The 23112-nt window shown below is 42.3% G+C and carries 22 protein-coding genes and 1 pseudogene; 11 read left to right on the forward strand and 12 right to left on the reverse strand.

Features of this window, described 5'->3' with window-relative positions:
- Nucleotides 1-23 precede the first annotated feature (23 nt).
- Complete coding sequence (locus ACEN9X_RS22260) at nt 24-635, forward strand: TetR/AcrR family transcriptional regulator (RefSeq protein ID WP_091211341.1); 612 nt, start codon at nt 24-26, stop codon at nt 633-635.
- A gap of 116 nt (nt 636-751) precedes the next feature.
- Here ACEN9X_RS22260 and ACEN9X_RS22265 read toward each other — a convergent pair whose 3' ends face one another.
- Nucleotides 752-1039 carry a DoxX family membrane protein gene (locus ACEN9X_RS22265; protein WP_413667220.1) on the reverse strand — a complete coding sequence of 96 codons (288 nt, stop codon included), beginning with the start codon at nt 1037-1039 and terminating at the stop codon, nt 752-754.
- A 108-nt stretch (nt 1040-1147) separates the two neighbouring features.
- Nucleotides 1148-1378, reverse strand: a complete 231-nt coding sequence (locus ACEN9X_RS22270; protein ID WP_413667221.1) for a helix-turn-helix domain-containing protein — start codon at nt 1376-1378, stop codon at nt 1148-1150.
- 237 nt (nt 1379-1615) lie between these two features.
- Here ACEN9X_RS22270 and ACEN9X_RS22275 point away from each other — a divergent pair.
- A pseudogene (locus tag ACEN9X_RS22275) lies at nt 1616-1837 on the forward strand (fasciclin domain-containing protein); the annotation flags it as partial.
- A gap of 559 nt (nt 1838-2396) precedes the next feature.
- Here the strand turns inward: ACEN9X_RS22275 and ACEN9X_RS22280 are convergent.
- Nucleotides 2397-2612, reverse strand: a complete 216-nt coding sequence (locus ACEN9X_RS22280) for a hypothetical protein (protein ID WP_413667222.1) — start codon at nt 2610-2612, stop codon at nt 2397-2399.
- 201 nt (nt 2613-2813) lie between these two features.
- On the opposite strand from ACEN9X_RS22280, the gene ACEN9X_RS22285 reads away from it, so the two are divergent.
- Nucleotides 2814-3365 (forward strand): sugar O-acetyltransferase, encoded by a 552-nt coding sequence (locus tag ACEN9X_RS22285; RefSeq protein ID WP_413667223.1) that lies wholly within the window; start codon nt 2814-2816, stop codon nt 3363-3365.
- Between the two features lie 180 nt (nt 3366-3545).
- Here the strand turns inward: ACEN9X_RS22285 and ACEN9X_RS22290 are convergent, their stop codons facing one another.
- Nucleotides 3546-4331, reverse strand: a complete 786-nt coding sequence (locus ACEN9X_RS22290; protein ID WP_413667224.1) for a DUF817 domain-containing protein — start codon at nt 4329-4331, stop codon at nt 3546-3548.
- A gap of 3 nt (nt 4332-4334) precedes the next feature.
- Nucleotides 4335-5105 (reverse strand): oxygenase MpaB family protein, encoded by a 771-nt coding sequence (locus ACEN9X_RS22295; protein WP_413667225.1) that lies wholly within the window; start codon nt 5103-5105, stop codon nt 4335-4337.
- 200 nt (nt 5106-5305) lie between these two features.
- Between ACEN9X_RS22295 and ACEN9X_RS22300 the strand changes: the two genes are divergently transcribed.
- The 5 genes from ACEN9X_RS22300 to ACEN9X_RS22320 all read left to right on the forward strand — a co-directional run bounded on the left by ACEN9X_RS22300 (nt 5306) and on the right by ACEN9X_RS22320 (nt 11848).
- Nucleotides 5306-5908, forward strand: coding sequence for a KilA-N domain-containing protein (locus ACEN9X_RS22300; RefSeq protein WP_413667226.1), 603 nt, complete (start codon nt 5306-5308; stop codon nt 5906-5908).
- A gap of 233 nt (nt 5909-6141) precedes the next feature.
- The gene (locus ACEN9X_RS22305) at nt 6142-8076 is read left to right on the forward strand and encodes an LTA synthase family protein (RefSeq protein WP_413667227.1); all 1935 of its coding nucleotides are present in this window, start codon (nt 6142-6144) and stop codon (nt 8074-8076) included.
- 132 nt (nt 8077-8208) lie between these two features.
- Complete coding sequence (gene mutS, locus ACEN9X_RS22310; RefSeq protein ID WP_413667228.1) at nt 8209-10818, forward strand: DNA mismatch repair protein MutS; 2610 nt, start codon at nt 8209-8211, stop codon at nt 10816-10818.
- 213 nt (nt 10819-11031) lie between these two features.
- Nucleotides 11032-11598, forward strand: a complete 567-nt coding sequence (locus tag ACEN9X_RS22315) for a C40 family peptidase (RefSeq protein ID WP_413667229.1) — start codon at nt 11032-11034, stop codon at nt 11596-11598.
- A 121-nt stretch (nt 11599-11719) separates the two neighbouring features.
- Nucleotides 11720-11848, forward strand: a complete 129-nt coding sequence (locus ACEN9X_RS22320) for a hypothetical protein (protein WP_262494037.1) — start codon at nt 11720-11722, stop codon at nt 11846-11848.
- On the opposite strand, the gene ACEN9X_RS22325 is transcribed toward ACEN9X_RS22320, so the two are convergent.
- Entirely contained in the window at nt 11835-13745 is a 1911-nt protein-coding gene (locus ACEN9X_RS22325) for a DUF3857 domain-containing protein (RefSeq protein ID WP_413667230.1), read from the reverse strand. The two genes, ACEN9X_RS22320 and ACEN9X_RS22325, sit on opposite strands and share 14 nt — an antisense overlap.
- Nucleotides 13745-15718 (reverse strand): DUF3857 domain-containing protein, encoded by a 1974-nt coding sequence (locus tag ACEN9X_RS22330; protein ID WP_413667231.1) that lies wholly within the window; start codon nt 15716-15718, stop codon nt 13745-13747. Before ACEN9X_RS22330 ends, ACEN9X_RS22325 begins: the two co-directional genes overlap by 1 nt.
- Before the next feature lie 125 nt (nt 15719-15843).
- Between ACEN9X_RS22330 and ACEN9X_RS22335 the strand changes: the two genes are divergently transcribed.
- Entirely contained in the window at nt 15844-16869 is a 1026-nt protein-coding gene (locus ACEN9X_RS22335) for an exonuclease domain-containing protein (protein WP_413667232.1), read from the forward strand.
- Nucleotides 16870-17069: 200 nt separating this feature from the next.
- Here ACEN9X_RS22335 and queG read toward each other — a convergent pair whose 3' ends face one another.
- Entirely contained in the window at nt 17070-18008 is a 939-nt protein-coding gene (gene queG, locus ACEN9X_RS22340; protein WP_413667233.1) for a tRNA epoxyqueuosine(34) reductase QueG, read from the reverse strand.
- A gap of 182 nt (nt 18009-18190) precedes the next feature.
- Between queG and ACEN9X_RS22345 the strand changes: the two genes are divergently transcribed.
- Together ACEN9X_RS22345 and ACEN9X_RS22350 are read left to right on the forward strand one after the other, a co-directional pair.
- A complete protein-coding gene (locus ACEN9X_RS22345; RefSeq protein ID WP_413667234.1) occupies nt 18191-18559 on the forward strand; it encodes an STAS/SEC14 domain-containing protein in 369 nt (122 codons plus the stop codon).
- A gap of 8 nt (nt 18560-18567) precedes the next feature.
- The gene (locus ACEN9X_RS22350; RefSeq protein WP_413667235.1) at nt 18568-18756 is read left to right on the forward strand and encodes a hypothetical protein; all 189 of its coding nucleotides are present in this window, start codon (nt 18568-18570) and stop codon (nt 18754-18756) included.
- 139 nt (nt 18757-18895) lie between these two features.
- On the opposite strand, the gene ACEN9X_RS22355 is transcribed toward ACEN9X_RS22350, so the two are convergent.
- The 4 genes from ACEN9X_RS22355 to ruvB form a co-directional block, all read right to left on the reverse strand.
- Entirely contained in the window at nt 18896-19783 is an 888-nt protein-coding gene (locus ACEN9X_RS22355) for a polysaccharide deacetylase family protein (protein ID WP_413667236.1), read from the reverse strand.
- A gap of 115 nt (nt 19784-19898) precedes the next feature.
- The gene (locus ACEN9X_RS22360; RefSeq protein ID WP_413667237.1) at nt 19899-20777 is read right to left on the reverse strand and encodes a hypothetical protein; all 879 of its coding nucleotides are present in this window, start codon (nt 20775-20777) and stop codon (nt 19899-19901) included.
- A gap of 18 nt (nt 20778-20795) precedes the next feature.
- Nucleotides 20796-21995, reverse strand: coding sequence for a Gfo/Idh/MocA family protein (locus ACEN9X_RS22365; RefSeq protein WP_413667238.1), 1200 nt, complete (start codon nt 21993-21995; stop codon nt 20796-20798).
- Nucleotides 21996-22029: 34 nt separating this feature from the next.
- On the reverse strand, nt 22030-23052 hold the full coding sequence (gene ruvB / locus ACEN9X_RS22370) for a Holliday junction branch migration DNA helicase RuvB (RefSeq protein ID WP_091211359.1): 1023 nt from the start codon (nt 23050-23052) through the stop codon (nt 22030-22032).
- Nucleotides 23053-23112 lie beyond the last annotated feature (60 nt).

The following is a 23112-nucleotide window of genomic DNA, read 5'->3' on the forward strand; positions in this document are numbered from 1 at the left end:
TAAATTTGAAACATATATCATCCATGACTATAACCGCCGAAACAACAACCGAAGAAAAAATATTGAGTGCAGCCAGGCGCATCTTTACTAAAAAAGGCTTCCTGGCAACTACCGTACGCGATATAGCTACCGAGGCCAATACCAACGTTGCATCAGTTAACTATTATTTCCGCAGCAAGGAAAATCTTTTTGCGTTTATCATGGACGAAACCATAAAAAAGCTTTTCGATAAAATTGAACCTGTTTTAAATGATGAGTCTTCTTCAGCCATCGAAAAGATAGAGATTTGTGTAGGATACTATATCGACCAGCTTTTGGAAAACCCGGATTTTCCATTTTTTATGGTGAACGAGGTGCTCGCCGGGCAAACCACCTTGCCTATGGTCGAAAAAATTAAAACGCTAACTGATTCTGTTTTTGCCAAACAGCTTTACGCATTGCAGGCCGATGGCGTTATGAAATTTCATCCTGTTAACCTGATGTGGAATATTGCCGGTATGATTGTTTTTCCTTTTCTTGTGCGACCGCGGCAACTGGAGGCCGGTTATTTTGATGCCGCCGAATTTACAACGATGATAAAGGAAAGAAAGAAGCTGATCCCGATCTGGATAGCGCAGGCCTTGAAGGGCGTGTAGAATATCGACCTTTATTCTCCGATGGCCTTCATAGTAAACATGCCGCTGTAATACTTTCGGTAGGCATAACCCAGCAGCAGGTTAGGCACAACAAGTGTAACCCCCATAAGCCAGCCCTATGGTACCAAAAAGGTATGGAACAACAATACATTTAAACTTATCGGGAACAATACCACCGCCGAAAACGGCGCGTAACGATTAAACATCAATGATAGCCCGCCTACTATTTGTATCACCTTTTGCATGGGATAAAAATAACCTGTGCCTTTAAGCCCGGCTATGAATGCACCTGCTTTACCGGTATGCAGCGGCTGATAAGGAATAAAATGTAAAAAATAATCGAGCCCGAATATCAGGTAAAGTGAGCCGAGCAATACCCGGCAAATCAATGTTGTCGTTTTCATGATTGTTTATAACGGGGTTGAATTTATCGAAAATTAGTGATCAAACTAATACTTTGAAAATATTATAAACGATATAAACAAATCGGGGAAAAAGAGTTCGGATAGTATTTAACGGGCAATAATGTACAGGTGTTCTTCCTTTAAAAAATCCACAAGATCAACTTCCAAAACCTTTGCTATTTCAATGAGCCTGGCAAGGGTAAGCTTAACGTTGCCCAGCTCTATTTTGCTGAACGTGTTTTGCGATACTTTGAGTTTGTAGGCAACGTAAAATTGGGTGTAATTTTTTTCTTCCCTAACGGCACGGATCCTGTTGGCTATAAGTTTTTCGGTAAGCATATTTTTCTTTAAGTTGATTGGTTGTTTAATGGATAAACGTAATCATGAATGCTTCGGATTGGGGGATATGGCGAATAAACACTTAGGTTGTTTAATATAATTTAATAATAGCCTTACTCTAAAATAGGATATGGTTAATGTGTTGATATTTAGGTTTTTGTGTTGTTATTGATCGCGGCTTAAATCTGCCTTGTATTATGCTCCGTAGCTTCTTCCAAACAATTAAAGCAATAACATATGAAAAAGATGATCATCGCGGCCATTGCATTAGTAACTTTTGCAATAGCTCCTAAAGCTCACGCTCAAACCAAAATGGTAGGTGGTGCGGCTATGTACCCAACTAAAGATATTATCGATAACGCGGTAAATTCAAAAGACCACACCACACTTGTAGCTGCGGTTAAAGCTGCAGGGCTTGTTGAAACTTTGAAAGGCGATGGCCCGTTCACTGTTTTTGCGCTCGTTCTTGTTGTGTGTTTCGTTGATACCAAAGAATATTCAGACTTGTCGTTTTCAGAAAATATTAAATATCGTCATCACCTGTTGTTCACCTTCAGCAGTGTCATCGCCATTCTTGGTGATGTTGCTTCAAAAAATAACTAAATTGTTTTCAATTGCAAGTAATATTTCTAGTATAATTGTTCGTTGTTTTTCATATCATAATAAATAGCGTATTCATCAATGGTCTCCTCACCTGAATATCATTAAATCGTATTAACAATTCTTCAATGTGTTGCGCTCGTCATCAAAGGATCATAAAGATATTGGTTCTTCACTTCTTTCAAACAGCTGTAAATATCCGCTCTAATGTATCAAATGGCATTCAATTCAATTGTGGAATCAATCAGATGTCGTTCATCATGAATAAAATGTTGACCTGAAGCAAAATCTTGGATATTGATTTCTTGTTCTAGTGTAAAATTATATCAAATGTCCTTGGGATGATGAGGTTGAAATTGTTCCTCAGGAACAAATGCTGGTTGGTATTTATTTATCTTGTTGATTTGAATTATTCTTTTCAGTTGGCGGACGCAGGTGTTGGCGTCGGCGTTGGAGCAGGCGTTGGTACCGGTGTTTTTGGTTTCTTTTTATTTTTACCCGGTACGGTATCTGTTTGCATTGTATACTTCGAAACAGTAACACTATTATTCTGAAGCTTGTGGCCGTTTGCCAATGCAAATGAGCCGGCTAATGACAGGGCAATAGCTGCGGCTGCTAATCTTAAATTTTTCATATTTTTCGTTTTATTTATGAAAAGTTAACTATTAATATAACTTTCATTTGTCGTAATAGTTTTAAAATTTATAAATCAGTGCTAACCGTAGTTGAAGCCAGATGCGTGAAAGAATGCTGTTCTAAGGCTCGTAAATACGTAGTGTATTGTGGGTTTATATCGAGCCCTTATATTTGTGACTAACATCAACATACACCACCTATGACCGAACTTGAAAAAATGATATCCGGCAAGCTATATAATGCCGGGGATGCCGAACTTGTTGCTGCCCGTTCAAAAGCCCGCCAGTTATTTACGCAATATAATGCCGCTGGCTACGACGATAAGGAAACCAAGACCGCACTGCTAAAGCAATTATTGGGCGATTTTAAGGGTAACATTGATATTCAATCGCCATTTTACTGCGATTATGGCTTTAATATAACAGCGGGAGATAATTTGTTTCTGAATTTTAACTGCATTATACTGGATTGTGCCCACGTTACCTTCGGCGACAATGTGTTCCTGGCGCCCAATGTGCAGCTTTATACAGCTTATCACCCGCTAATAGCTGCCGAGCGCATCAAAGGGCCTGAGTATGCAGCTCCTATCACAATCGGCAATAATGTATGGCTGGGCGGTGGTGTAATTGTATGCCCTGGGGTTACTATTGGCAATAACACTACCATAGGTGCGGGGAGTGTAGTAACTAAAGATATTCCGGCCAATGTTGTAGCTGTTGGCAATCCCTGTCGGGTGATCAGAGAATTGTGATTTCAGATTTCATTGTGATTTCGGATTTCGGAATTTCGATTTCGGATTTGGAAAATTGTTTGCAAATCGCAGGGAAAATCGAATAACTCCTGTTTAGGTTGCATGCAAAGCCACAAAGAGAAAGAAACTCTTTTACGCCTTCGCGTGAAATTACCGGAGTACTTATTGGAATGGGAGATTTTAAACTGATAGCACTGGCGATGGCTTTGTGCTGTCTTTTAATAACTTCAGTTCGGCAACAATAATAAAACTTACAATTACCAGGAACGCCCATGAGCTTATTTTTTGATAATCTACCACTGTCCAGGCATGGTGTTGATAAGCATAACGCCAGGCCCCAAGCCGTGTTGCTATATTTTCGGCAAGCCAGATAAAAAAGCCAATCAGCATAAAAGCCAATATGGTTGGCATATGATATGCTTTACCCTGTAAATGAAATACAACAACCGATCGCCAGAAGTAATAAAGGATCAACACGCCAATTCCGTAGCGCACATCAGGGATAAAGTGATTGCTAAAAAAATTAAGGTATATCAAAATACCAATGGTGCGGGTGACGTACCGGCTGGGCCAGTTTTGTATTTGCAGGTTAAGCCTACGCCAGGCCTGGCACATATAGCTGGCAACGCTTGCATACATGAAGCCGCTGTATAGTGGTACGCCGCCTATTTTTATATAAGCAAATTCGGGGTAGGCCCATGACCCATAGTGAACTTTAAAAAGTTCCATCAGCAGGCCCTGCAGGTGAAATATGCAAATTACCAATACTTCATCTTTAGTTTCGATGCCGGTATAATACAGAGCAGCCTGGATAAGCAGGCAGCCTATCAGCATAAAATCGTATCGGGGCAGTACACCGGTAAACAGATGCGAAAGTGCCAGCATGGTAAATAAGAAAACAGGGAACAGACAGGAGAGTGCCTGATGCTCAACAAAAATGAAAAAATGTTTGATGGTTGTTTTCATAAATTAGCTTAAAGCATATGCCTGGTCCATCTCCCTGATCTGGGTTTTATATTGTATCGGCAGGAGGGCGTTCCTTAAAAACTTTCCGGGTTTAAGGTTTTTTACTGCTTTATATATCTTTAAAACGGGCCACAACCAGGCTGTTTTACCCAAAGGCAGTTGTTGGCTCACTTGTGTGGGTACAGTTAATAACTGCGCTTGTTTCAGGATCTGGTAACGGGTAAAACCAAGGTGCTTTTTGTACTGACGATATAAATCGGCAGTAAAGTCGCTGTTAATAAGGTTATGCTCAAGATGATCCTGTCGCATCTGCAGGTAGTAGTTATAATTTATCGGCAGGCCTTTTAGCTGCATTCGATCACCAACGTTATAAAACACATTAAATACCTCAGTTTTTTCAGCAATGTTGAGCGGCTTTTCCAGTAATTCATATGAACGGATAGACAGATCGATCAGAAGAAACAGTACATCACGATAAGCCCAGTCGGGTATTTGGGAACCGCGGGTTGTTTCAACGTTTTTGTGTATGGCAGTTATCTTATCAATTGCTTTTAAAGCCGCTTCATGCTCCGAAAAAATGATCTGCCGGGAATAAGCTACGGTGCTAAACAATCGCGCTAAAGGATCGGCCGGAAGTTTTCCCGTGAAATAGAGCCAGTCGACAGCTTTATTTAAAGCAAATTCAGCTGCTGCGCCTGCAAAAATAAACAGGATGGTATCTGCCTTGCCCCAAATCCTGCGCACTATTGAATGTTCATCTACAAAAAGTTCCATACTATATATTTTTTGTTTGCCCTTGCTCTTTTTAATATAAAAGTACTTTGTATTTCAAAGTTAATAAATGTTTTTATGCCCGCAACAGATGAATGTAACTTTTTATCACCCGGGAAGAGGTAGCTTTTATTTGTGCTGCTAACTTTTGTGGACTTTTTAGGTTGTTTAAAACTTAATTGCTAATTTTTGTAGTTTTTAAAATGCAACAGTTATACTTGTATTTTAATTTAAGCAGGGATATGGTAAACGCAGTTTTTGAGTTTGAATTTAATAATCAGGTTATTGAGTTTGATATAAGCGATAAGGATTTGATGATAAACGCCACAGAGATGGGCAAAATATTCGGAAAAAATCCGGCCGAGTTTTTAAAGTTGAAGCAAACCAAAGATTTTATAGAAGAATTAAAAAATTTGCCCTTGCCTTTTAATGAAACGAATGAAGAGCGCAGTTATGCAGATAATCAGGCCGATTTGGAATCGATGATATTTGTAAACAAGATAGACGGTTTGTGGATGTGCGAGATCCTGGCATTGAAATTTGCGGGTTGGCTAAACCCTAAATTTGAGGTTTGGGTTTACAGTACCATAAGGGAGTTTTTGCCCAATTTGCGGGATAATAATGAAGCCTATAAACAAATTGTAAAGTTTGAAGATCAACTGGAAAAACTCGTGAAAAAACTACAGGGCAACGCAGATTTTCAGTCGTATATGCTATTGCAGGAAAAACTGAAAAAGCTGCCTTACAGGATCAAAAGAAATAATCAGGCTACTTTAAGACAGTACAGACAATTAAAGGCGATTTAATTATCGTTTTGCGGAGAAGGCATCTTGTCTTCTCCATTTTACTTTTCCTCTTTCGGCAATATCCCTAACGCTGTTTTGCCAACCTAATGTCATTAAATCGCTGTTGATTTAGTATTAAATAATTGTTATCCTATTTTTTTTACTTTCGCTTCTTATTAGCTCCCCGGGGTAAATTAGGTTTGATCAATTCCTGCCGGTCAAGCCTTTTGGGAAACTAAAGCAACGTGTTTTTCATGGAAAGTAAATTGAGGTTGGCCGAATATAAAGTGCTTTTATACAGGCTTTTTTTGGGGTATTTATTCTATTTTATTGCAAGGGTATTATTCTTCGCGTTCAACACACACCTGTTTGCTGTTGATAGCGTTTGGGCTTTGCTTAAACTTTGTTATTACGGTATGGCTTTTGATACCACGGCTTTACTGTATATCAACAGCCTGTTCATCCTGCTCAGCGTTTTGCCCTTAACTGTAAATACCCGGCCGGCGTTTCAAAAAGGCATGGCTATCCTGTACTTTGTTACCAACTTATTGGCATACGCCACCAACTTTGTTGATATCATTTACTATCGCTTTAGCCAGGTGCGCTCAACCAAGGCAACGCTTGATGTATTGGCCGATGAAAATAACAAAAAACTGTTGTTTACCCATTTTTCTGAAGCTTATTGGTATGTGATCATCATATTTATCCTATGCTCCATTTGCTGGATCTGGCTGTACAAACGGGTGAAGTTAAAGCCAGCCGTTGTGAAGGATCAGAAAATATATTTTTTATCATCGATAGTGTCGTTCCTGCTGATCCTTACACTGGTTATCGGAGGCATCCGGGGCGATTTTGCGCACAGTACGCGGCCTATCAATATGGTTGACGCATATAAGCACATCACTGTACCTAACCAGGGCGATATCGTGCTGAATACCCCTTTCGCTGTTTTCCGGACGCTTGGAACCAATAATTACAAGCTCCAGCATTGGGTTGACGAGGCTTATATCGATACCAATATAAAACCTATAAAACAATATAGCACCAAACCGGTTGCCAAGCCCAACGTGGTGATCATTATACTGGAAAGTATGGCCCGCGAGTATTGGGGCAGCATGAACCGCGATGTTAATATACCGGGCTTTAAATCATATACCCCTTTTTTAGATTCGTTATCTAATAACAGTCTTATATTTACCAACGCTTATGCAACCGGCCGGCAATCTATTCATGCTGTATCGTCGGTAATAGCTGGGATACCGTCGTTCCAAAATGCTTTTACCTCATCACCGTATGCCAAGCAAAAGATCCAGTCGGTAGTGTCTGTTTGTGATAGTATGGGGTATCAAACCTCATTCTTTCATGGGGCAGCCAACGGATCGATGGGCTTCCAGGGCTTTGGCAGTATTTTAGGTTATCAGCACTATTATGGCCGTACCGAATATAATGATGATAAAGATTTTGACGGCATTTGGGGGATTTGGGACGAACATTTTTTTCCGTTCATGGCACGCACGCTAACCGATCAAAAGCAGCCTTTTATGGCTACCCTGTTCACGCTGTCATCGCATGATCCGTATCAACTGCCCGAAAAATATAAAGCAAGGTTTAAAGGCGGTCCGCTGGCTATTGATAAATGCGTTCAGTATACCGATAACTCTTTAAGGATCTTTTTCAATTACGCTAAAACGCAGTCATGGTTTAACAATACCATTTTTGTGATCACCGCCGATCATACCAGCCAAACTTATTATCCCGAGTATAGTAAACAGGTTAACCGATTTGCGGTGCCTATCCTGTTTTACAGTGCCAACAGCGCTTATAATTTGAAAGGAGTGCGTACAGATCTGGCATCACAAATGGATATTTATCCAACAGTGGTGGATCTGATCGGTTATAACAAACCCTTCAGGTCTTGGGGCAGAAGTTTGGTAAGTAACCTTCCGGATGAGCAGCCCAAAGTGATCAACTCAACAGGTAATATTTACCAGTTTATGCAGGGTAATTATACCTACCTGTTTGATGGTAAAAACTTCACCGGCATTTTCGCAGTGACTGATAAAGGCCTGGAGAAAAACCTGATGACGGCTCAACCCAACGCCGAAATGCAAAAAGGCATGCAGGATTGTAAGGCTTTGATACAGGATTATACGGATAGGATTGTGAACGGGAAATTGGTGGCGAAGTGAGCGTTTTGCAGGGGATAACTGCGCTTGCTATGTACATCTGTAAGATAATCCACACTCCCCCAACTTTTCAACAATGCCCTAAAACAGCTGTCAATGCATTAACTTTACCCGATTAACAGAAGGAGTAACCGCTTGGCTAAAGATACTACCAAAGAAACCCCCTTAATGCAGCAATATAATGCTATCAAAGTAAAGTACCCCGGTGCTTTGCTGCTGTTTAGGGTGGGCGATTTTTATGAAACATTTGGCGAAGACGCCGTAAAAGCTGCCGGTATTTTAGGTATCGTACTAACCCGCCGGGCAAACGGCGCCGCTACACATATTGAGCTTGCCGGTTTTCCGCACCATTCGTTGGATACTTACCTGCCTAAGCTGGTTCGTGCAGGGCAGCGTGTGGCTATCTGCGATCAGTTGGAAGATCCTAAAACTACCAAAACTATTGTTAAGCGCGGCGTAACCGAACTGGTTACCCCCGGTGTGGCCACTAATGATAATATCCTGAATCAAAAAAGCAACAACTATCTTGCTTCGCTGCATTTTGAAAAAAACAGCATTGGTATAGCGCTTATTGATATCTCGACCGGCGAGTTCATGACCGCCCAGGGCAATAGCGATTATATTGATAAGCTGCTGCAAAGTTTTTCGCCCAGTGAGGTGATCTACCCTAAGAGCCGCACGCGCGATTTTAAGGATACCTATGGTGACCGCTTTTACACCTATGCCCTTGACGAATGGCCCTACAGCGGCGATTATGCTAATGAAACATTGCTCAAGCATTTCGGTGTAAAATCACTCAAAGGTTTTGGTATAGATAAACTAAACTTAGGCATCATTGCTGCCGGTGTAGCCATTCATTATTTGAATGAAACGGAACACCGCAACCTGGGCCATATTTCGGCCATCAGCAGGATTGAGGAAGACAGGTACCTTTGGCTCGACAGGTTCAGTATCCGAAACCTGGAACTGGTAGGCTCGGCCAACGAAAATGCTATGACACTGGTTGATGTGCTTGACCATACCTGCTCGCCTATGGGTGCACGATTATTGCGCCGCTGGATTGTAATGCCGCTTAAGCAGATTAAGGCCATTAATGACCGTTTAGGTGTGGTTGAATACCTGATAGGCAATGAAGAATTGCGTGAAGAACTACTGCAATACCTGCGCCAGATAGGTGACCTGGAAAGGTTGATCTCCAAAATTGGCTTGCAAAAAGCTAACCCGCGCGAAGTTTGCCAGTTGAAAAAGGCATTAACCGCTATAGCCCAGATCAAGCGGATTGCCGAATCATCACAAAGTGCCCCCCTGCGTGCCATTGGCGAGCAGTTAAATCCCTGCGCACTTATTTGCGAAAAGATAGAACGTGAATTGAACCCCGAGCCTCCGGTAATGCTGGTGAAAGGCTCGGTGATGAACGAGGGGATTAATGATGAGCTTGATCGTTTGCGCAAGATCGCTTTCGGCGGTAAAGGATACCTGCTGGAAATTCAAAAGCGCGAAGCTGAATTAACGGGGATCCCATCGCTTAAAGTATCCTTCAATAATGTGTTTGGCTACTACCTGGAGGTTACCCATGCCCACAGGGATAAAGTACCAACGGAGTGGATCCGCAAGCAAACACTGGTAAATGCCGAGCGTTATATTACCCCTGAGCTTAAGGAGTACGAGGAGCAGATTTTAGGTGCCGAGGAAAAGATCCTGGCGCTTGAAACGAAATTATATAATGACCTGCTTTATTCGCTGGCTGAATATATTAAGCCGATACAGCTTAATGCCCAGTTGATAGCCCGGTTGGATGTGCTGCTCAACTTTGCTACCATCTCCATTAAAAACTACTACGTAAAACCCGAGATAAACGAGGGGAAAGCGCTTGACATCAAAGGCGGTCGTCATCCGGTTATTGAAAAGAACCTGCCGATAGGCGAGGAGTATATTACCAATAGTGTATTTCTTGACTCGGAAACCCAGCAGATCATCATCATTACCGGTCCCAACATGGCTGGTAAATCGGCTTTGTTAAGGCAAACCGGCTTGATTGTACTGATGGCCCAGATGGGGTGCTTTGTACCGGCTAAGGCAGCAACTATAGGCCTGGTTGATAAGATCTTTACGAGGGTAGGGGCTTCAGATAACCTTTCATCCGGCGAATCGACCTTTATGGTGGAGATGAACGAAACGGCCAGCATCCTCAATAACCTGAGCGACAGGAGCCTGATCTTGCTGGACGAGATCGGTCGCGGTACATCAACCTACGATGGGATTTCCATTGCCTGGTCAATTGCTGAGTACCTGCATAACCACCCGACTGCAAGAGCTAAAACGCTGTTTGCAACGCATTACCATGAGCTTAACGAGCTTAGCAACTCGTTTAACCGCGTTAAAAACTTTAATGTATCGGTTAAGGAAGTAGGGCAGCAGATCATCTTTTTGCGTAAGCTGGTACCCGGTGGCAGCGAACACAGCTTTGGGATCCACGTGGCTAAACTGGCAGGCATGCCCTCAAAAGTGCTTACCCGCGCCAACGAAATTTTAAAGAAGCTCGAAAACGAACGTACCGGCGGTGAACATATCAAAGAAAGTATCCGTAAAGTGCAGAAGCAAGCTGTACAAATGCAGATGTTTTCGATAGATGACCCGGTACTGGTGAAGATCCGCGATACGCTGAACAACCTTGACGTAAATACACTAACCCCGGTTGAAGCGCTTATGAAGCTGGATGAAATCCAAAGGGTGGTGAAGAGTTGATTTTTTGATTTGCAGGTTTCAGATGTGCAAATGTGCAGATTGTTCGAACCCTGATCTTCCGCTCAGAAACTTACGAAGTTTTTAAAATTTCGTAAGTTTGGCTTTTTTCAGCATCTGCCCATCTGAAATCTGCACACCTGCACATCCACTCCCATGTTAATATGTTAAAAACATCCGCATCCTCTCAATAAACATTAAAGCTAATTTTACTTTATGAGCATATACCTGCGTCGTAGTTTTTATTTGTTTATACTTTTCCTTTCCCCATTTATATTAAGTTCATGTCACTCGCGCAAGGCCGCAATGCGCGGCCAGCCGGGTGAGGTGGTTAACCCATCGCCTGATATCGCTTCAAAATACTCCGGAATTATGGGGGTTGATAGGGGAGATATTCAAAACGGGCGTCTTTATGCTTTTATTGATCAATGGATGGGCACGCCCTACAAATTTGGCGGGCTTGATAAAGACGGCGTTGACTGCTCCGGTCTGACTTTTTTACTCGAACAACAGGTTTATGGCATCACCATTCCGCGCATGACCAGCAAGCAGATCACCGTGATTAAACGGAAATATGAGGACGAGCTAAAAGAAGGCGACCTGGTATTTTTCGATTTCGATGGAAAGCAATTTAGCCATGTAGGTGTTTACCTGCAAAATGGGTATGTTGTGCATGCAAGCTCACGTCGCGGGGTTATCATCGTTAAACTGCGCGATCCATCTTTATATAAATACTTTTCAAGGGCCGGTTCTATTGAAAACGTACCTACAAGCATGAATTAAAAAACACGAATTTTAGAAGGATTTTTGCGAATTACACGAATATCCGGTTAAATCGTATTCGTGTAATTCGTAAAAAATTAGAGCTGATTTGTGCCGTAATTTTCAATAATTTTGTGCCATCATGGCCGATAAAAAAGACGATTACTCATTCTGGACGAAATATAAACGCTTTGCAGGCACCGAGATCATGCTTTATGTGATTATGGTGATCGGTATTATCCTCGGCATTGTAATATTTAGTTACCTTTAACCAAGGTGACGTTATCATTATCTACATCAGCAATTGACTGATAAAAATCAACAAGATCCTGATAGGTATCTTTACTATATGTCCCATCAATAATCTGCAGCTTGCGGCTGTATATCAGCTTATCCCCGTTTACCGTTGCGCTTGATTCAAACTTTCCGAAAGGTTTTTCGATACTTACTTTCTTAGGGCGCATATCAACCTTGTATCCTGCAGGCAGGGTATAGGTGATCTCATCCTCGTCAGTATATCCCCGGTTGATATAAACGTCGTTATGGCGGTTGCGAACCTCACGTAATGGTGACGTTATGCGGTTTGCCGGGTTGGCCAGGAAAATTATTTTTCCCTCAGATACTGAGCCATAATCCGTAGCCGAAATTTTTAGCGTTTCGGTGGTGTACGGCTGTTCAATTTTAAACTGCTTCAGGTCTGCATTTTCAATTTCAAGGTTGTTAATGGGATAGATCTTCTTCAGATCTTTGATCTGCTCGGTTTTCGACTCATAGATTACATGGTCGCGGTCTTCGTAATTAGTGCCCCTGAAGTTGGTAACCATTGTACCTGATAAATTACCGTTGGCGCTTAATGTAAAATTGGCTTTGCGCTGTTCAAGATTAGCCTGGGCCGTGTATTTGGGCGTATGCATTAATTTGCCACCCAGCGGGGTGCAGGCCAGTACAATCCGGTCGTCGGTAAAATCACCTAAAAAGCCAAAAGGTATGTTCTGACTGGTACATTCTAAAAAGGTGGTGTCATTTTTAAAAGGGAGGCATAAAATAACGTGGTTGCCCTGATCCAGGCTCGCAAAATCGGGCTGAAAGTTTACTTTAGACGCTCCGGCATACACCACGCAATAGTATGACTCAATGTCGACCGCCTTTAACAAGGCTTGCGTGTAGTTAACGAGGGCTTTGCAATCGCCGTAATTTTGAGCGTCAACATCCAATGCCGTGAAGGGTTGCAAACCGCCTATCCCTACTTGTATGCTAATGTAATGGGTTTTGCTTTGCATGTATTCATAAACCTTACGGGCTTTGGCTTTAGGATCGGTTATTGATCCGGTAAGCTCTTTCATTTTTGCCACAGTTTGAGGCGAAAGTTGCTGACGGCCTGCATTAAGCTTGTCATATTGCCATTGGCCGAGTTCTTTCCAGTTGGTAAATGAGCCGCTGATACCGCGGTAAATGAATTTTTCGGGCGCTATTTCCAGGCTGGGCATTATTGATCGGTAAACAGGGCTGTAAGGCTCATGCCTTAAAGCCTTAAGGTTGTTAATTTGCCAGGTGTATGTTTGCAGTCCTTGTTTATTGGTGCCGATTGTTACCTTAACCGGCAAATTGGTTTGTTTGTATTTGATCTTAAAATCGGGCTTGCAAATTAATGTATACGAGCTTTTCTCAACAGCTATACCATCCGAAGGGATAGGTCGCCAGCTTTCAAGGTCAAGTGATTGCTTCGACTTTACATCGTACTCATAACTTACAGTGTAAGGATAATCAGCTACCCTGGGCTGATAGTGTTTTATCTTCAGGTCGGTAAAAAGCGAAAAGCCATCGTGGTTGCTGTCATCCTCAAAGTCGCTTTCCGAAAATTTGCCGGTGGGTTTGCCCCATTGGTTGTAAACTATGCCCTTTATATCCTTAATATACCGGCTTTTGTCGTGCCATATGGCTACATCAACGTCATCGTCGCCATTTTTATTTAATACGGTTATTACTTCTTTTACATGGTAAAGTGTGTTGTCAAGGTCCTTAACCTCAACAGTAACTTCTTCATTGCGTACTACCGAGCTGGCATAAGGCAAAAGGTCTTTTGAGATGAGCGATACGTCATAGTTGTCCTGTGCCTTTACACAGGTTGCAGCCGAAATTATAAAAAGGGTGGTAAAAAATGCTTTCATTATTTTTTCTTGAAGATCATGTCTCCTTTTTCGGTTAGGATGATCTTGTTAAACAGCTCCTTAAGATAAGGGTACTCGGCCGAGTCATAAACTGATTTGTTGAACTGGGTAATGTTTGAAAAAGTAAAGGTGTTATTATCCTGGCTTTCAAACGTGCTGGCAAACATGCCTCCTTTGTTTGGCAAGGAATAGGCCACTACCTGCGGCGGGGTTTCAATGGTGTATTGGGCAGGCAGATGCATTACCAAAACCAGCCTCTTGTCCGAAGCAAAGGCCCAGTCAACAGGGTAATCACGTTCGGCAAGTTTGAAAGGGTTAGTAGTGCGTTTCTCCCAAAAGTAAGGGTTAAAGGCAAGTTTATCATGATTGGTATTATCAAATGCTTCTATCTCTACTTCAAAGGTTTCACGTAACGGATTTTCAAGGCTGTCGAGGTTTGTAATGTCTGATTTAAATACTTTTAGCTTAGGTTGTTTCTCATCAAAATCTTCAACATATTCGTCAACCGTATTGAATTTTTTAATGGCTTTGCGTTTTTCGTAAGCATCATAGCCTTTATAGTAATTGGTTATAGTGCCTTTTAACTTACCATTATCAAGTAACGTCAGATCGAACATCCGCGTAGTGGCCGCTTTTTGCTGGGTGCTCAGCTCTATCCAATATGACGGTTTATTAAGGCTGATCACCCTGCCCTTATCGTTTATACATTTAAGAGGAAGTAAACCGAAGGACAATAGCGGATCGGTAGCATCGAGCAGGTAGGTTTGATCGCCAATAGTTAACCTGGCTATAACATAGTTAAAGTCGTTAAGAACCGGATAAAGATTATTTACCATTCCGTGGTCGCGGGTCGAAAGTACTACAGCTTCGGCATTAAGGCCGGCTGCACTAAGCGCGGTGATAAGTGTCAGGTTAATATCTGCAATACTGCCGGCATGTGTATCCAGCGCTCTCTTAACGCCGTCGGTACTGTAGATACCAATATAATCGTTCCATTTTATCTGGCTTTTGATCCAGGCATACAAGGCCTTCGCTTTGTCAAGGTCGGTTGTTTTACCCGCAATTACCGGTGCAATGCGCTCTTTGAGCAGGCTTGTGCGTTTCATTTGTACGCCAAATTCATCGGATATCTTTAGCTGGCGATCAACATCGCTCCATTCTTTTGTTACTACGGTTTTAACGCCGGTATAGGGATTGGTAACCTCAACCAGCTCAAAAAATATTGCTGATAAAAAGTTTTTACGGGCCGTCATATAATCCTCATCAACAAACGCCGGGATATCCTTCATGTTGTAAGTGATATGCGAGCAATCAGCTTTTGAGCCGCCCGATGAAAAGCATTCGCGCTCAACTTCCGAATTACTTTTGGTTAATTTCAGCACCCCTCGTAATGAGGCATTAAATGTCCAGAAGCCTGGGATATGTACTTCATACTGCGAATTTATTTTGGGGATATCGTCCTGGAATGTCCACCCTCTGAAATGGTCCCAGTATGGTGATATAAGTTCGTATTTAAACTCAATAACGCAGCCGGGCCGTAATGCAGGTAGTGCAAACTTTACAGTGCTGCCATATTTATAGTCTTTAACGGTAAATACCTTCTTTGAATCAAGCTCGGCCTTTTGAATAATACCGTTGTCATCTTTATAATAAGTAAAGCCGGTAACGTTGTTGACCTCTTCTGCCGAGTTATCGCCATTGTGTATAGGTATTTCTATGGTGCCGTGAGTTAGCCCTTCTTTGGTAAATATTTTAATTTTGGCATGGTAAGTATGTATGAGCCTGATATGATCCATGTACTCATCTATGCGGGTATTGCCAAATTCGTTTAAAAAAACGGCGTTTGCCTGCGGATCTTTATCATATTTGGCCATTTCAATCTCCTGGTCGGTGATTCCTGTTTCAAATTCCTGTGCGGCAGCTTTGAACGATAAGCCGATAAAAATCAAAAGAATAAGGATGATTTTGTTCATACAAATTGTGATAATTAGGGATAATCAAATTAAATAATAAATTGGTATATTAAATAAATTAAAAAATTTATTCTGCTGATTAATTTTAGGACATTTGCAACCTTTGCATCTCTGAATACTGACAAATGAAATTAAATTTAAAACGCCCCCTGGCTTTCTTTGATCTTGAAACAACAGGTACTAATATTGGTGCCGACCGTATAGTTGAAATATCTGTTATCAAGCTTAATCCTGATGGCAGCGAAGAAGTGAGAACATGGCGTGTTCACCCGGGCATTCCTATCCCGCTCGAGTCATCACTGGTGCACGGCATTTATGACGAGCATATCCAAAACGAAAAACAATTTAAAGAGCTTGGCCAGGAAATAGCCGACTTTATTGGCGACAGCGATTTGGCTGGATATAATTCGAATAAGTTTGATATCCCCATGATCATGGAGGAGTTTTTGCGTGCCGGCGTTGATTTTAACCTGGATGCCCGCCACTTTGTTGATGTACAGAACATATTCCACCAGATGGAGCAGCGCACATTAAAGGCTGCTTACCAGTTTTATTGCAATAAAGTAATTGAAAACGCCCATTCGGCCGAAGCAGATACCCGCGCTACTATGGAAGTTTTGCTGGCGCAGATTGAGCGTTATGAAAATGTAGAGTGGGAAGATAAAAAAGGTAATAAAATAATCCCTGTTGTGGGCGATGTTGAAGCACTGCATGCGTTTACCAACCTAAGCAAGCCGGTTGATTTTGCAGGCCGTATGGTTTACAATGAACAGGGTGAGGAGTTGATCAACTTTGGCAAACATAAAGGTAAACGTGTTGAGGACGTATTGAACGCCGAGCCAAGCTATTATTCATGGATGATGCAGGGCGATTTCCCGCTTTATACCAAGCGCAAACTCGAAGAAATTTATACCCGCTGGAATGCTAAGAAAATAGCCGAGCGCCAGGCAAACAAAGCAGCCCAGCCAAAACCGGCAGATCAACAGCCTGCTGCCTCTAAGCCTGAGTATCAGAAAAAAGAGTACACCAAACCCGACCATACTAAAAATCAGCATTATCAAAACAAACCTTTTAAAAAGAAGGATGAGCCAGCCCAACCGGTTAACGATGATATGCTGCAGCAGCTTGCGTTGAAATTTAAAAAAGGTTGATTAAGTCTGAATCAGAATTTTCAGAATTAAAGAATTTTCAGAATTTTATATTGAAACCCTTGCAGTTATTTATGCAGGGGTTTTTTGTTGATAATATTCTGAAACCTAAGTTTCATGGATTCGTTCCACTTTAGCCTTTAGCCTTTAGCCTTTAGCCTTTAGCCTTTAGCCTTTAGCCTTTAGCCTTTAGCCTTTAGCCTTTAGCCTTTAGCCTTTAAAAAGTCGATATTTCTTTTTAACCCACTAAACTTCGTGCGTTTAACGGCCGAATTTTTAAATACTTTTTGAAAAATATCCTGGGTGATATCGTGCCAGTCGGCAGTTTTTAGGTGCAACAAATCAGGGTGTGGAGTAAAGGCCGGCTCTGTATTTAGTACCGAGAAACGATTCCAGGGGCAAACATCCTGGCAAACGTCGCAGCCAAACATCCAGTTATCCATTTTGCCCTTAAACTCCTGCGGAATCTCGTTTTTAAGCTCGATGGTTAAATAGGAGATGCAACGGCTGCCATCAACCACATACGGGCCTACAATAGCATCAGTAGGGCAGGCATCGATACAATTGGTGCAGGTGCCGCAATGATCGGCTGTGGGTGCTATATCATATTCCAGTTCAAGGTCGATGATCAGTTCGGCCAGGAAAAAGAATGAGCCGGCTTTTTTGTTAAGCAGGTTGCTGTTTTTGCCGATCCAGCCCATACCTGCCTTGCGTGCCCATGCCTTGTCAAGCACCGGAGCCGAATCAACAAATGCACGGCCGCCTACTTCTCCAATTTGATCATTAATGATTTGCAGTAATAGCCTTAGTTTATCTTTAATTACCGTATGATAATCGATACCATAGGCGTATTTGGAAATTTTGGGCGATAAAGGATCATCCTGTTGCTGATCGGTATAGTAATTTATACCAAGCGAGATAACCGATTTTGCTCCATCAACAAGCAAACGAGGATCGAGGCGCTTATCGAAATGGTTTTCCATGTACGTCATTTCGCCATGCATGTTTTTATTTAGCCAGGTTTCAAGGCGCGGGGCTTCATCTTCTAAAAAATCTGCTTTGGCAATGCCACAAAACAAAAAGCCAAGCTTTTGTGCCTCGTTTTTAATGAGTTGACTGTATGTGGCTTTGTGATGCTGCATTTATGCAAAGATAGTATAAATTGAAATTGGTGCGTGTACGGTGATGCGTTTCAATAAGGTTTAATCAACCATGATATATACTTGCACACGGGGATTATTCGTTATTATAGTTTACTCCGTTTCGCTATAAAATAACTATTGGTGCAGTTTTTGTATCTGATTAAAAAGTAGGGATTTATAGCATGCTCGAGCATATCAGATACTTGCCCGCTCATGTATTAGGAATGCATGCGGTTGGCCATGTTACTATTGGGGATTATGAAAAAGCCTTGACACCATTGCTTGAACAACAGGTGAAGCAAACCGGGCGGATAAACTTTTTATTGGTGCTGGAAACTAATATTAAAAATTTTACAGCCGGAGCCTGGTGTGGCAATATCAGGCTCGGACTTAAGTATTTTACCCGGTGGAACAAGGTAGCCGTTGTAACTGACCAGGACGGCGTGCGTGAGTTCAGCCATCTGTTTAAATATATTTTACCCGGCAAGTTTGCAGGTTATAAACTTGAAGAATTGGACGAAGCTGTAAAATGGGTAACAGGAATTAAATAAATATCATTATGGAAACTATAGATGAAAGAGCAGCTATGAATAATGACGATTCAGATCTGCACAACGATGAGTTAGGTGAAAATACCGGTGATGATACCATAATAGCCGAAATAGTTCATTTAAAGCCCGACGAAAAGGATATCAGCAAAATGCCGTCATCAAACAAAGGTCAGGGACCGGCAGGGGAGAACTTGTAATTTGCCCTCCTGCCCCTAAAGGGAGTTTTTGATTTGCATATTGCCTATCTTCATATGGCGATAAACAAAAAACGCCTTACTAAAGAGCAAGGGATTTTTTGTTTAATATTATCGGAACCTCCCCTTCAAGGGGCGGGGGCTAAAAGCTGTTCCTGATGCTGTTGCTTAAAGTTTTAGTGCTCCAGTACCCGCTATCCAAAATACGGCGTACGGTCATTAACGGATCTGTCTGATCGCGTTTATCAGCTAATTGAAAAGCCATTTTGAAACCACGTTTTCTAAGTTCAGGTAAAGCGGCTTTGTTCCAGATGCCAAAGGGATAAGCAAAGTAATCCATTTTTTTACCAGTGATCTCTTCCAAAGTTTTGGTTGGTTTTTCAATTTGGGTAACCCAATCATCAACCGGGCGATTGGTTATTTTGCCGTTTTTACCAATGATTTTAAGGGTTGATGTATGTGAATAACGGTCAACACGGTGGTGGTCCCAGGTGTGGCTGGCGATAACATTACCTTCATCAGATAACTGCTTTACCTGTTCTTTGGTCATGTAATGCGGACGGCCCAATGATACAGTCATCACAAAATAAACTGCTTTAAAACCATATTTTTTTAGGGTAGGGTTGGCGATGGTGAACTGGTCAAGGTCGGTATCATCAAACGTAAGCATGATGGGCTTTTTAGGAAGCGGCGCACCCTTGGTAAGGTATGCATAAAGCTGATCGGGCAATATGGTATGATAACCACTGTCGGCCAGCATTTTGATGTGCTCTTTAAAAGCAGCAACCTGTACTATGTAATCTTTAGCATTTTTTGAATCTGTTGGCTTCCAGTCGCGGATTTGGTGGTAGCAGAGAATAGGTACCTGCTTGCGGGCTAAAATGGCGGCCGCATCACCCTGTGAAGTTGCATTGGCAGTTGGAACTTCAGCAATTGGAACGGCAGTAGTTGATTTATCTGATGGCTTTGACTGGCATGAAACAGCGCCAAAAGCACAAAGGGCCAACATGGCTAACGTTTGTTTTATCATATTATAGGTTGGTTTTATTCCTTAATTAACGCCGGCTAAATTAATAATTATATAATACGCAAGCCCTGCGATGTAAATAAAATTAATTAAGACTTTAAGTATGATATCCGGATAATTATTCGCTTTTACTGATGATCTGCTTAAGGCCCGGTTCGCAGGTAAGCAGGTGCCATCCGCCAAAAACTACAAATACTTTATCATGCGTTTTAAGGAGGTTGTCGATAGTGCGAAGCAGGTTTTGATCCCTGATCTCTTTGGAAGCCCGACCAATTTCCTGGAATTTCCCTTTCGGGTCAAAGGGATTGGTAGGTTCCAGCTCCTCGAGCTTAAAAGGACGGTTAAGCAGTTTCTGATAGCTTGCCTCAAAAAAATTCAGGGTTTGTTCCTCCGGCGAAAGTTTGACGCCTCCTGTTTTCATGATATAGCCTTGTATAAATTTGGCGTAGTTTGCTTTAAAGGCCACACTATCGGTAATTGGAGACCGTTGACCCCACATAAAGCGTTCGGTAACTATATAAGCTAAAAACTCGCCGGTGGTGTATCTTTTCAACAGCTCTTTAAATTCGAGGCTGTCGGTCATGTCGCCGTTAACGGTTTTTATTTTAAGGCTGTCGGCAAGGACTTTGGTAAGTCCTATTTCACCATCCTTTTGTATGGCTTCTTTTTTTGAGCTGAAAACCTTTTTTGAAACATCGCCTCCTTCGTTAACGCATACATCTGGTTTAAATTCAAAAAAAGCTTTTTCGATCGCCTTAAACATCTGGTTTTCGGTATCGTTGTTATCAGGCAGATGGTTAACACCACAAAAAACGATCTCTTTTTTGTGGTGTTTGAATCTTAAAATATACGGGTTTGCAGGCAGATGCCCGGCCGCATCAAGTTTGATCTTTAAGTAACTAACTGTAGGGTAAACCTCAGCAGGTGCTTTGTCCTCTTTACTTCCGCAGCCTAACAGGGCCGAGGAAAATAACAGTAGTAGCGTTATGTATTTCATCGGTCCCATTGTGTTTAATTATAAAACTATGCGTTTTCCTTCTTTTATTGACCGCTTGGCAGCATCCAGGATCTGCATTACTATCATATTGTATTTTAATGATGAACGATCGTCCGGGTGCCTGAGCGGATTTGCAAGGGCCGAAGTAAAATAGGCTACCGGCGCATCGGCAGGGGCTACCAGCGGTGCCGCTTTATAGCCTCTTACGCGGTTATCAACTTTTATTTCAACACTATCCTTGTCAAAAGCATGAATATAGCCTTTAGCGCCAAAAATTTCCATGTCCTTAATGCCAAACGGCCAGTTCCATGAGGCTTCTATCTGCCCGGTGGCATTGGCATATTCAACCAATATAGTAGCGTCATCTTCAACCTTTGGATATACATTGGGTTTGTAATGCCTTGCAATAGCAGTTACCGCTATGGGGCGCTGGCCTTTCATTAACCAGGTCATTAAATCGGCACCATAGCAGCCAAAATCATTAAGTGCGCCTGCTCCATTCAAAACAGGATCTGTAAGCCAGCTCAGGAAATCTTCGCTGCAGCCTATTTCACGCGGGCCCTGGTGACCATCATGTACCACCATTTTACGGATCATGCCTACGCTATCAAGTTTAACCGTGTTGTAAGCATCCTGGAAGGAGGGGTACCAGGTGGTTTCGTAGTTGGTTAAAACTTTAACATAATATTTGAGCGCCAGAAACTCCATGCGTTTGGCCTGCTCTAAAGTGGCTGCTAAAGGTTTTTCAACCATCACTGAGATGCCAAGCGGTGCGCATGTTTCAACAATGTCCACGTGTTTACCCACCTCGTTATAGCCTAATACAATGGCAGGCTTGCGGGTTGTACACATTTTTTTCAGGTCATCAAAAAACAGGGAATCGGGTAGGTTATATGCCTTGCCAAATTTTTCCCAGAGTTTTTTGTTTGGTTCGGCAATGCCTACAATATTTACGTTGCCTTTGCGGTATTCGCTTAATATAAGGTGGATATGGTCATGGTTTAAGCCCATGATGCCTACTTTTAAAGTGGGTACAGGCTTATGTACAACAGGTATAGTATCTTTTTTTGCCTTGTTAGTTGTGTCGGCAGGTAGGGTAACGGACTGGGCTGGTGTAGGCGCAGCAACCGGTGGTGGCGTTGTTTGTGCCCATGTAATAGTCACTCCACTTAAAATAAACGCAGTTGTAGCTAACAGTAGTTTTAATTTGGTTTTCATGATTGGTGGCGATGGATACGTATGTAGATTTATATCAAAATAAGGATGGGTTTCCCCCCAGCTTTATTTTTCCTAAATGTTTGTAGGCGGCTTCGGTAACTTCGCGCCCGCGGGCGGTGCGCATGATAAAACCTTCCTGTATCAAAAACGGTTCATAAACTTCTTCAATGGTACCCTCATCTTCACCAACCGCAGTTGCCACGGTTTTTAAGCCCACAGGTCCTCCTTTAAACTTATCAATGATGGTAAGGAGTATTTTGTTGTCCATTTCATCAAGGCCGTGGCTATCTACGTTGAGGGCGTTGAGGGCATACTGGGCAATTTCGGTATCAATTTTACCATTGCCTTTAATCTGCGCAAAATCGCGCGTGCGGCGAAGTAAGGCATTGGCTATACGTGGTGTACCGCGGCTGCGACGGGCAATTTCGTAAGCGCCTTCATCGGTAATAGGGGTTTTTAATATCGAAGCAGAGCGTAGCACAATGGTGGTAAGCAATTTGGCATCGTAATATTCCAACCGCGAATTTATACCGAACCTCGCCCGTAATGGTGCGGTAAGCAGGCCCGAACGAGTGGTAGCCCCAACCAGGGTGAATGGATTAAGTGAAATCTGTACCGAACGGGCATTGGGGCCGCTTTCCAGCATGATATCTATCTTAAAATCTTCCATGGCCGAGTACAGGTATTCCTCAACCAGCGGACTTAAACGGTGAATCTCGTCAATAAAAAGAATATCGCCGGTTTCGAGGTTGGTAAGCAAGCCGGCCAAATCACCGGGTTTATCCAAAACAGGCCCTGAAGTGATCTTGATGCCCACACCCATTTCATTGGCGATGATGTGGGATAGGGTGGTTTTACCCAAACCCGGAGGGCCATGTAGCAACACATGGTCAAGCGCCTCACCACGCTGGCGGGCCGCCTGTACAAAGATCTTTAAGTTGGCTAATATTTTATGCTGACCGGTAAAATCCTCAAATTGCTGAGGCCGTAACACTTTTTCAATATCACGTTCGGTATTGCTGAGGCGTTCGCGGTTAGGATCAAGATGCTCGTTCATTGCCAACGAAATTAGTAATTTTTGGGGATATGAGATATTAGATTTGAGATGTGAGACAAA

This window comes from Mucilaginibacter sp. Mucisp86 (genome assembly GCF_047324315.1).
In the GTDB taxonomy this organism is placed as follows: Bacteria; Bacteroidota; Bacteroidia; order Sphingobacteriales; family Sphingobacteriaceae; genus Mucilaginibacter.

Coding starts and splice junctions, on each gene's coding strand:
- ACEN9X_RS22290 (WP_413667224.1), bottom strand. CDS start 4,331: ATGAAAACAACCATCAAACATTTTTTCATTTTTGTTGAGCATCAGGCA.
- ACEN9X_RS22280 (WP_413667222.1), bottom strand. CDS start 2,612: ATGAAAAATTTAAGATTAGCAGCCGCAGCTATTGCCCTGTCATTAGCC.
- ACEN9X_RS22300 (WP_413667226.1), top strand. CDS start 5,306: ATGCAACAGTTATACTTGTATTTTAATTTAAGCAGGGATATGGTAAAC.
- ACEN9X_RS22315 (WP_413667229.1), top strand. CDS start 11,032: ATGAGCATATACCTGCGTCGTAGTTTTTATTTGTTTATACTTTTCCTT.
- ACEN9X_RS22295 (WP_413667225.1), bottom strand. CDS start 5,105: ATGGAACTTTTTGTAGATGAACATTCAATAGTGCGCAGGATTTGGGGC.
- ACEN9X_RS22345 (WP_413667234.1), top strand. CDS start 18,191: ATGCTCGAGCATATCAGATACTTGCCCGCTCATGTATTAGGAATGCAT.
- ACEN9X_RS22260 (WP_091211341.1), top strand. CDS start 24: ATGACTATAACCGCCGAAACAACAACCGAAGAAAAAATATTGAGTGCA.
- ACEN9X_RS22330 (WP_413667231.1), bottom strand. CDS start 15,718: ATGAACAAAATCATCCTTATTCTTTTGATTTTTATCGGCTTATCGTTC.
- ACEN9X_RS22270 (WP_413667221.1), bottom strand. CDS start 1,378: ATGCTTACCGAAAAACTTATAGCCAACAGGATCCGTGCCGTTAGGGAA.
- ACEN9X_RS22365 (WP_413667238.1), bottom strand. CDS start 21,995: ATGAAAACCAAATTAAAACTACTGTTAGCTACAACTGCGTTTATTTTA.
- ACEN9X_RS22360 (WP_413667237.1), bottom strand. CDS start 20,777: ATGAAATACATAACGCTACTACTGTTATTTTCCTCGGCCCTGTTAGGC.
- ACEN9X_RS22325 (WP_413667230.1), bottom strand. CDS start 13,745: ATGAAAGCATTTTTTACCACCCTTTTTATAATTTCGGCTGCAACCTGT.
- ACEN9X_RS22335 (WP_413667232.1), top strand. CDS start 15,844: ATGAAATTAAATTTAAAACGCCCCCTGGCTTTCTTTGATCTTGAAACA.
- queG (WP_413667233.1), bottom strand. CDS start 18,008: ATGCAGCATCACAAAGCCACATACAGTCAACTCATTAAAAACGAGGCA.
- ACEN9X_RS22355 (WP_413667236.1), bottom strand. CDS start 19,783: ATGATAAAACAAACGTTAGCCATGTTGGCCCTTTGTGCTTTTGGCGCT.
- ACEN9X_RS22265 (WP_413667220.1), bottom strand. CDS start 1,039: ATGAAAACGACAACATTGATTTGCCGGGTATTGCTCGGCTCACTTTAC.
- ACEN9X_RS22320 (WP_262494037.1), top strand. CDS start 11,720: ATGGCCGATAAAAAAGACGATTACTCATTCTGGACGAAATATAAACGC.
- ACEN9X_RS22285 (WP_413667223.1), top strand. CDS start 2,814: ATGACCGAACTTGAAAAAATGATATCCGGCAAGCTATATAATGCCGGG.
- ruvB (WP_091211359.1), bottom strand. CDS start 23,052: ATGAACGAGCATCTTGATCCTAACCGCGAACGCCTCAGCAATACCGAA.
- ACEN9X_RS22350 (WP_413667235.1), top strand. CDS start 18,568: ATGGAAACTATAGATGAAAGAGCAGCTATGAATAATGACGATTCAGAT.
- ACEN9X_RS22305 (WP_413667227.1), top strand. CDS start 6,142: ATGGAAAGTAAATTGAGGTTGGCCGAATATAAAGTGCTTTTATACAGG.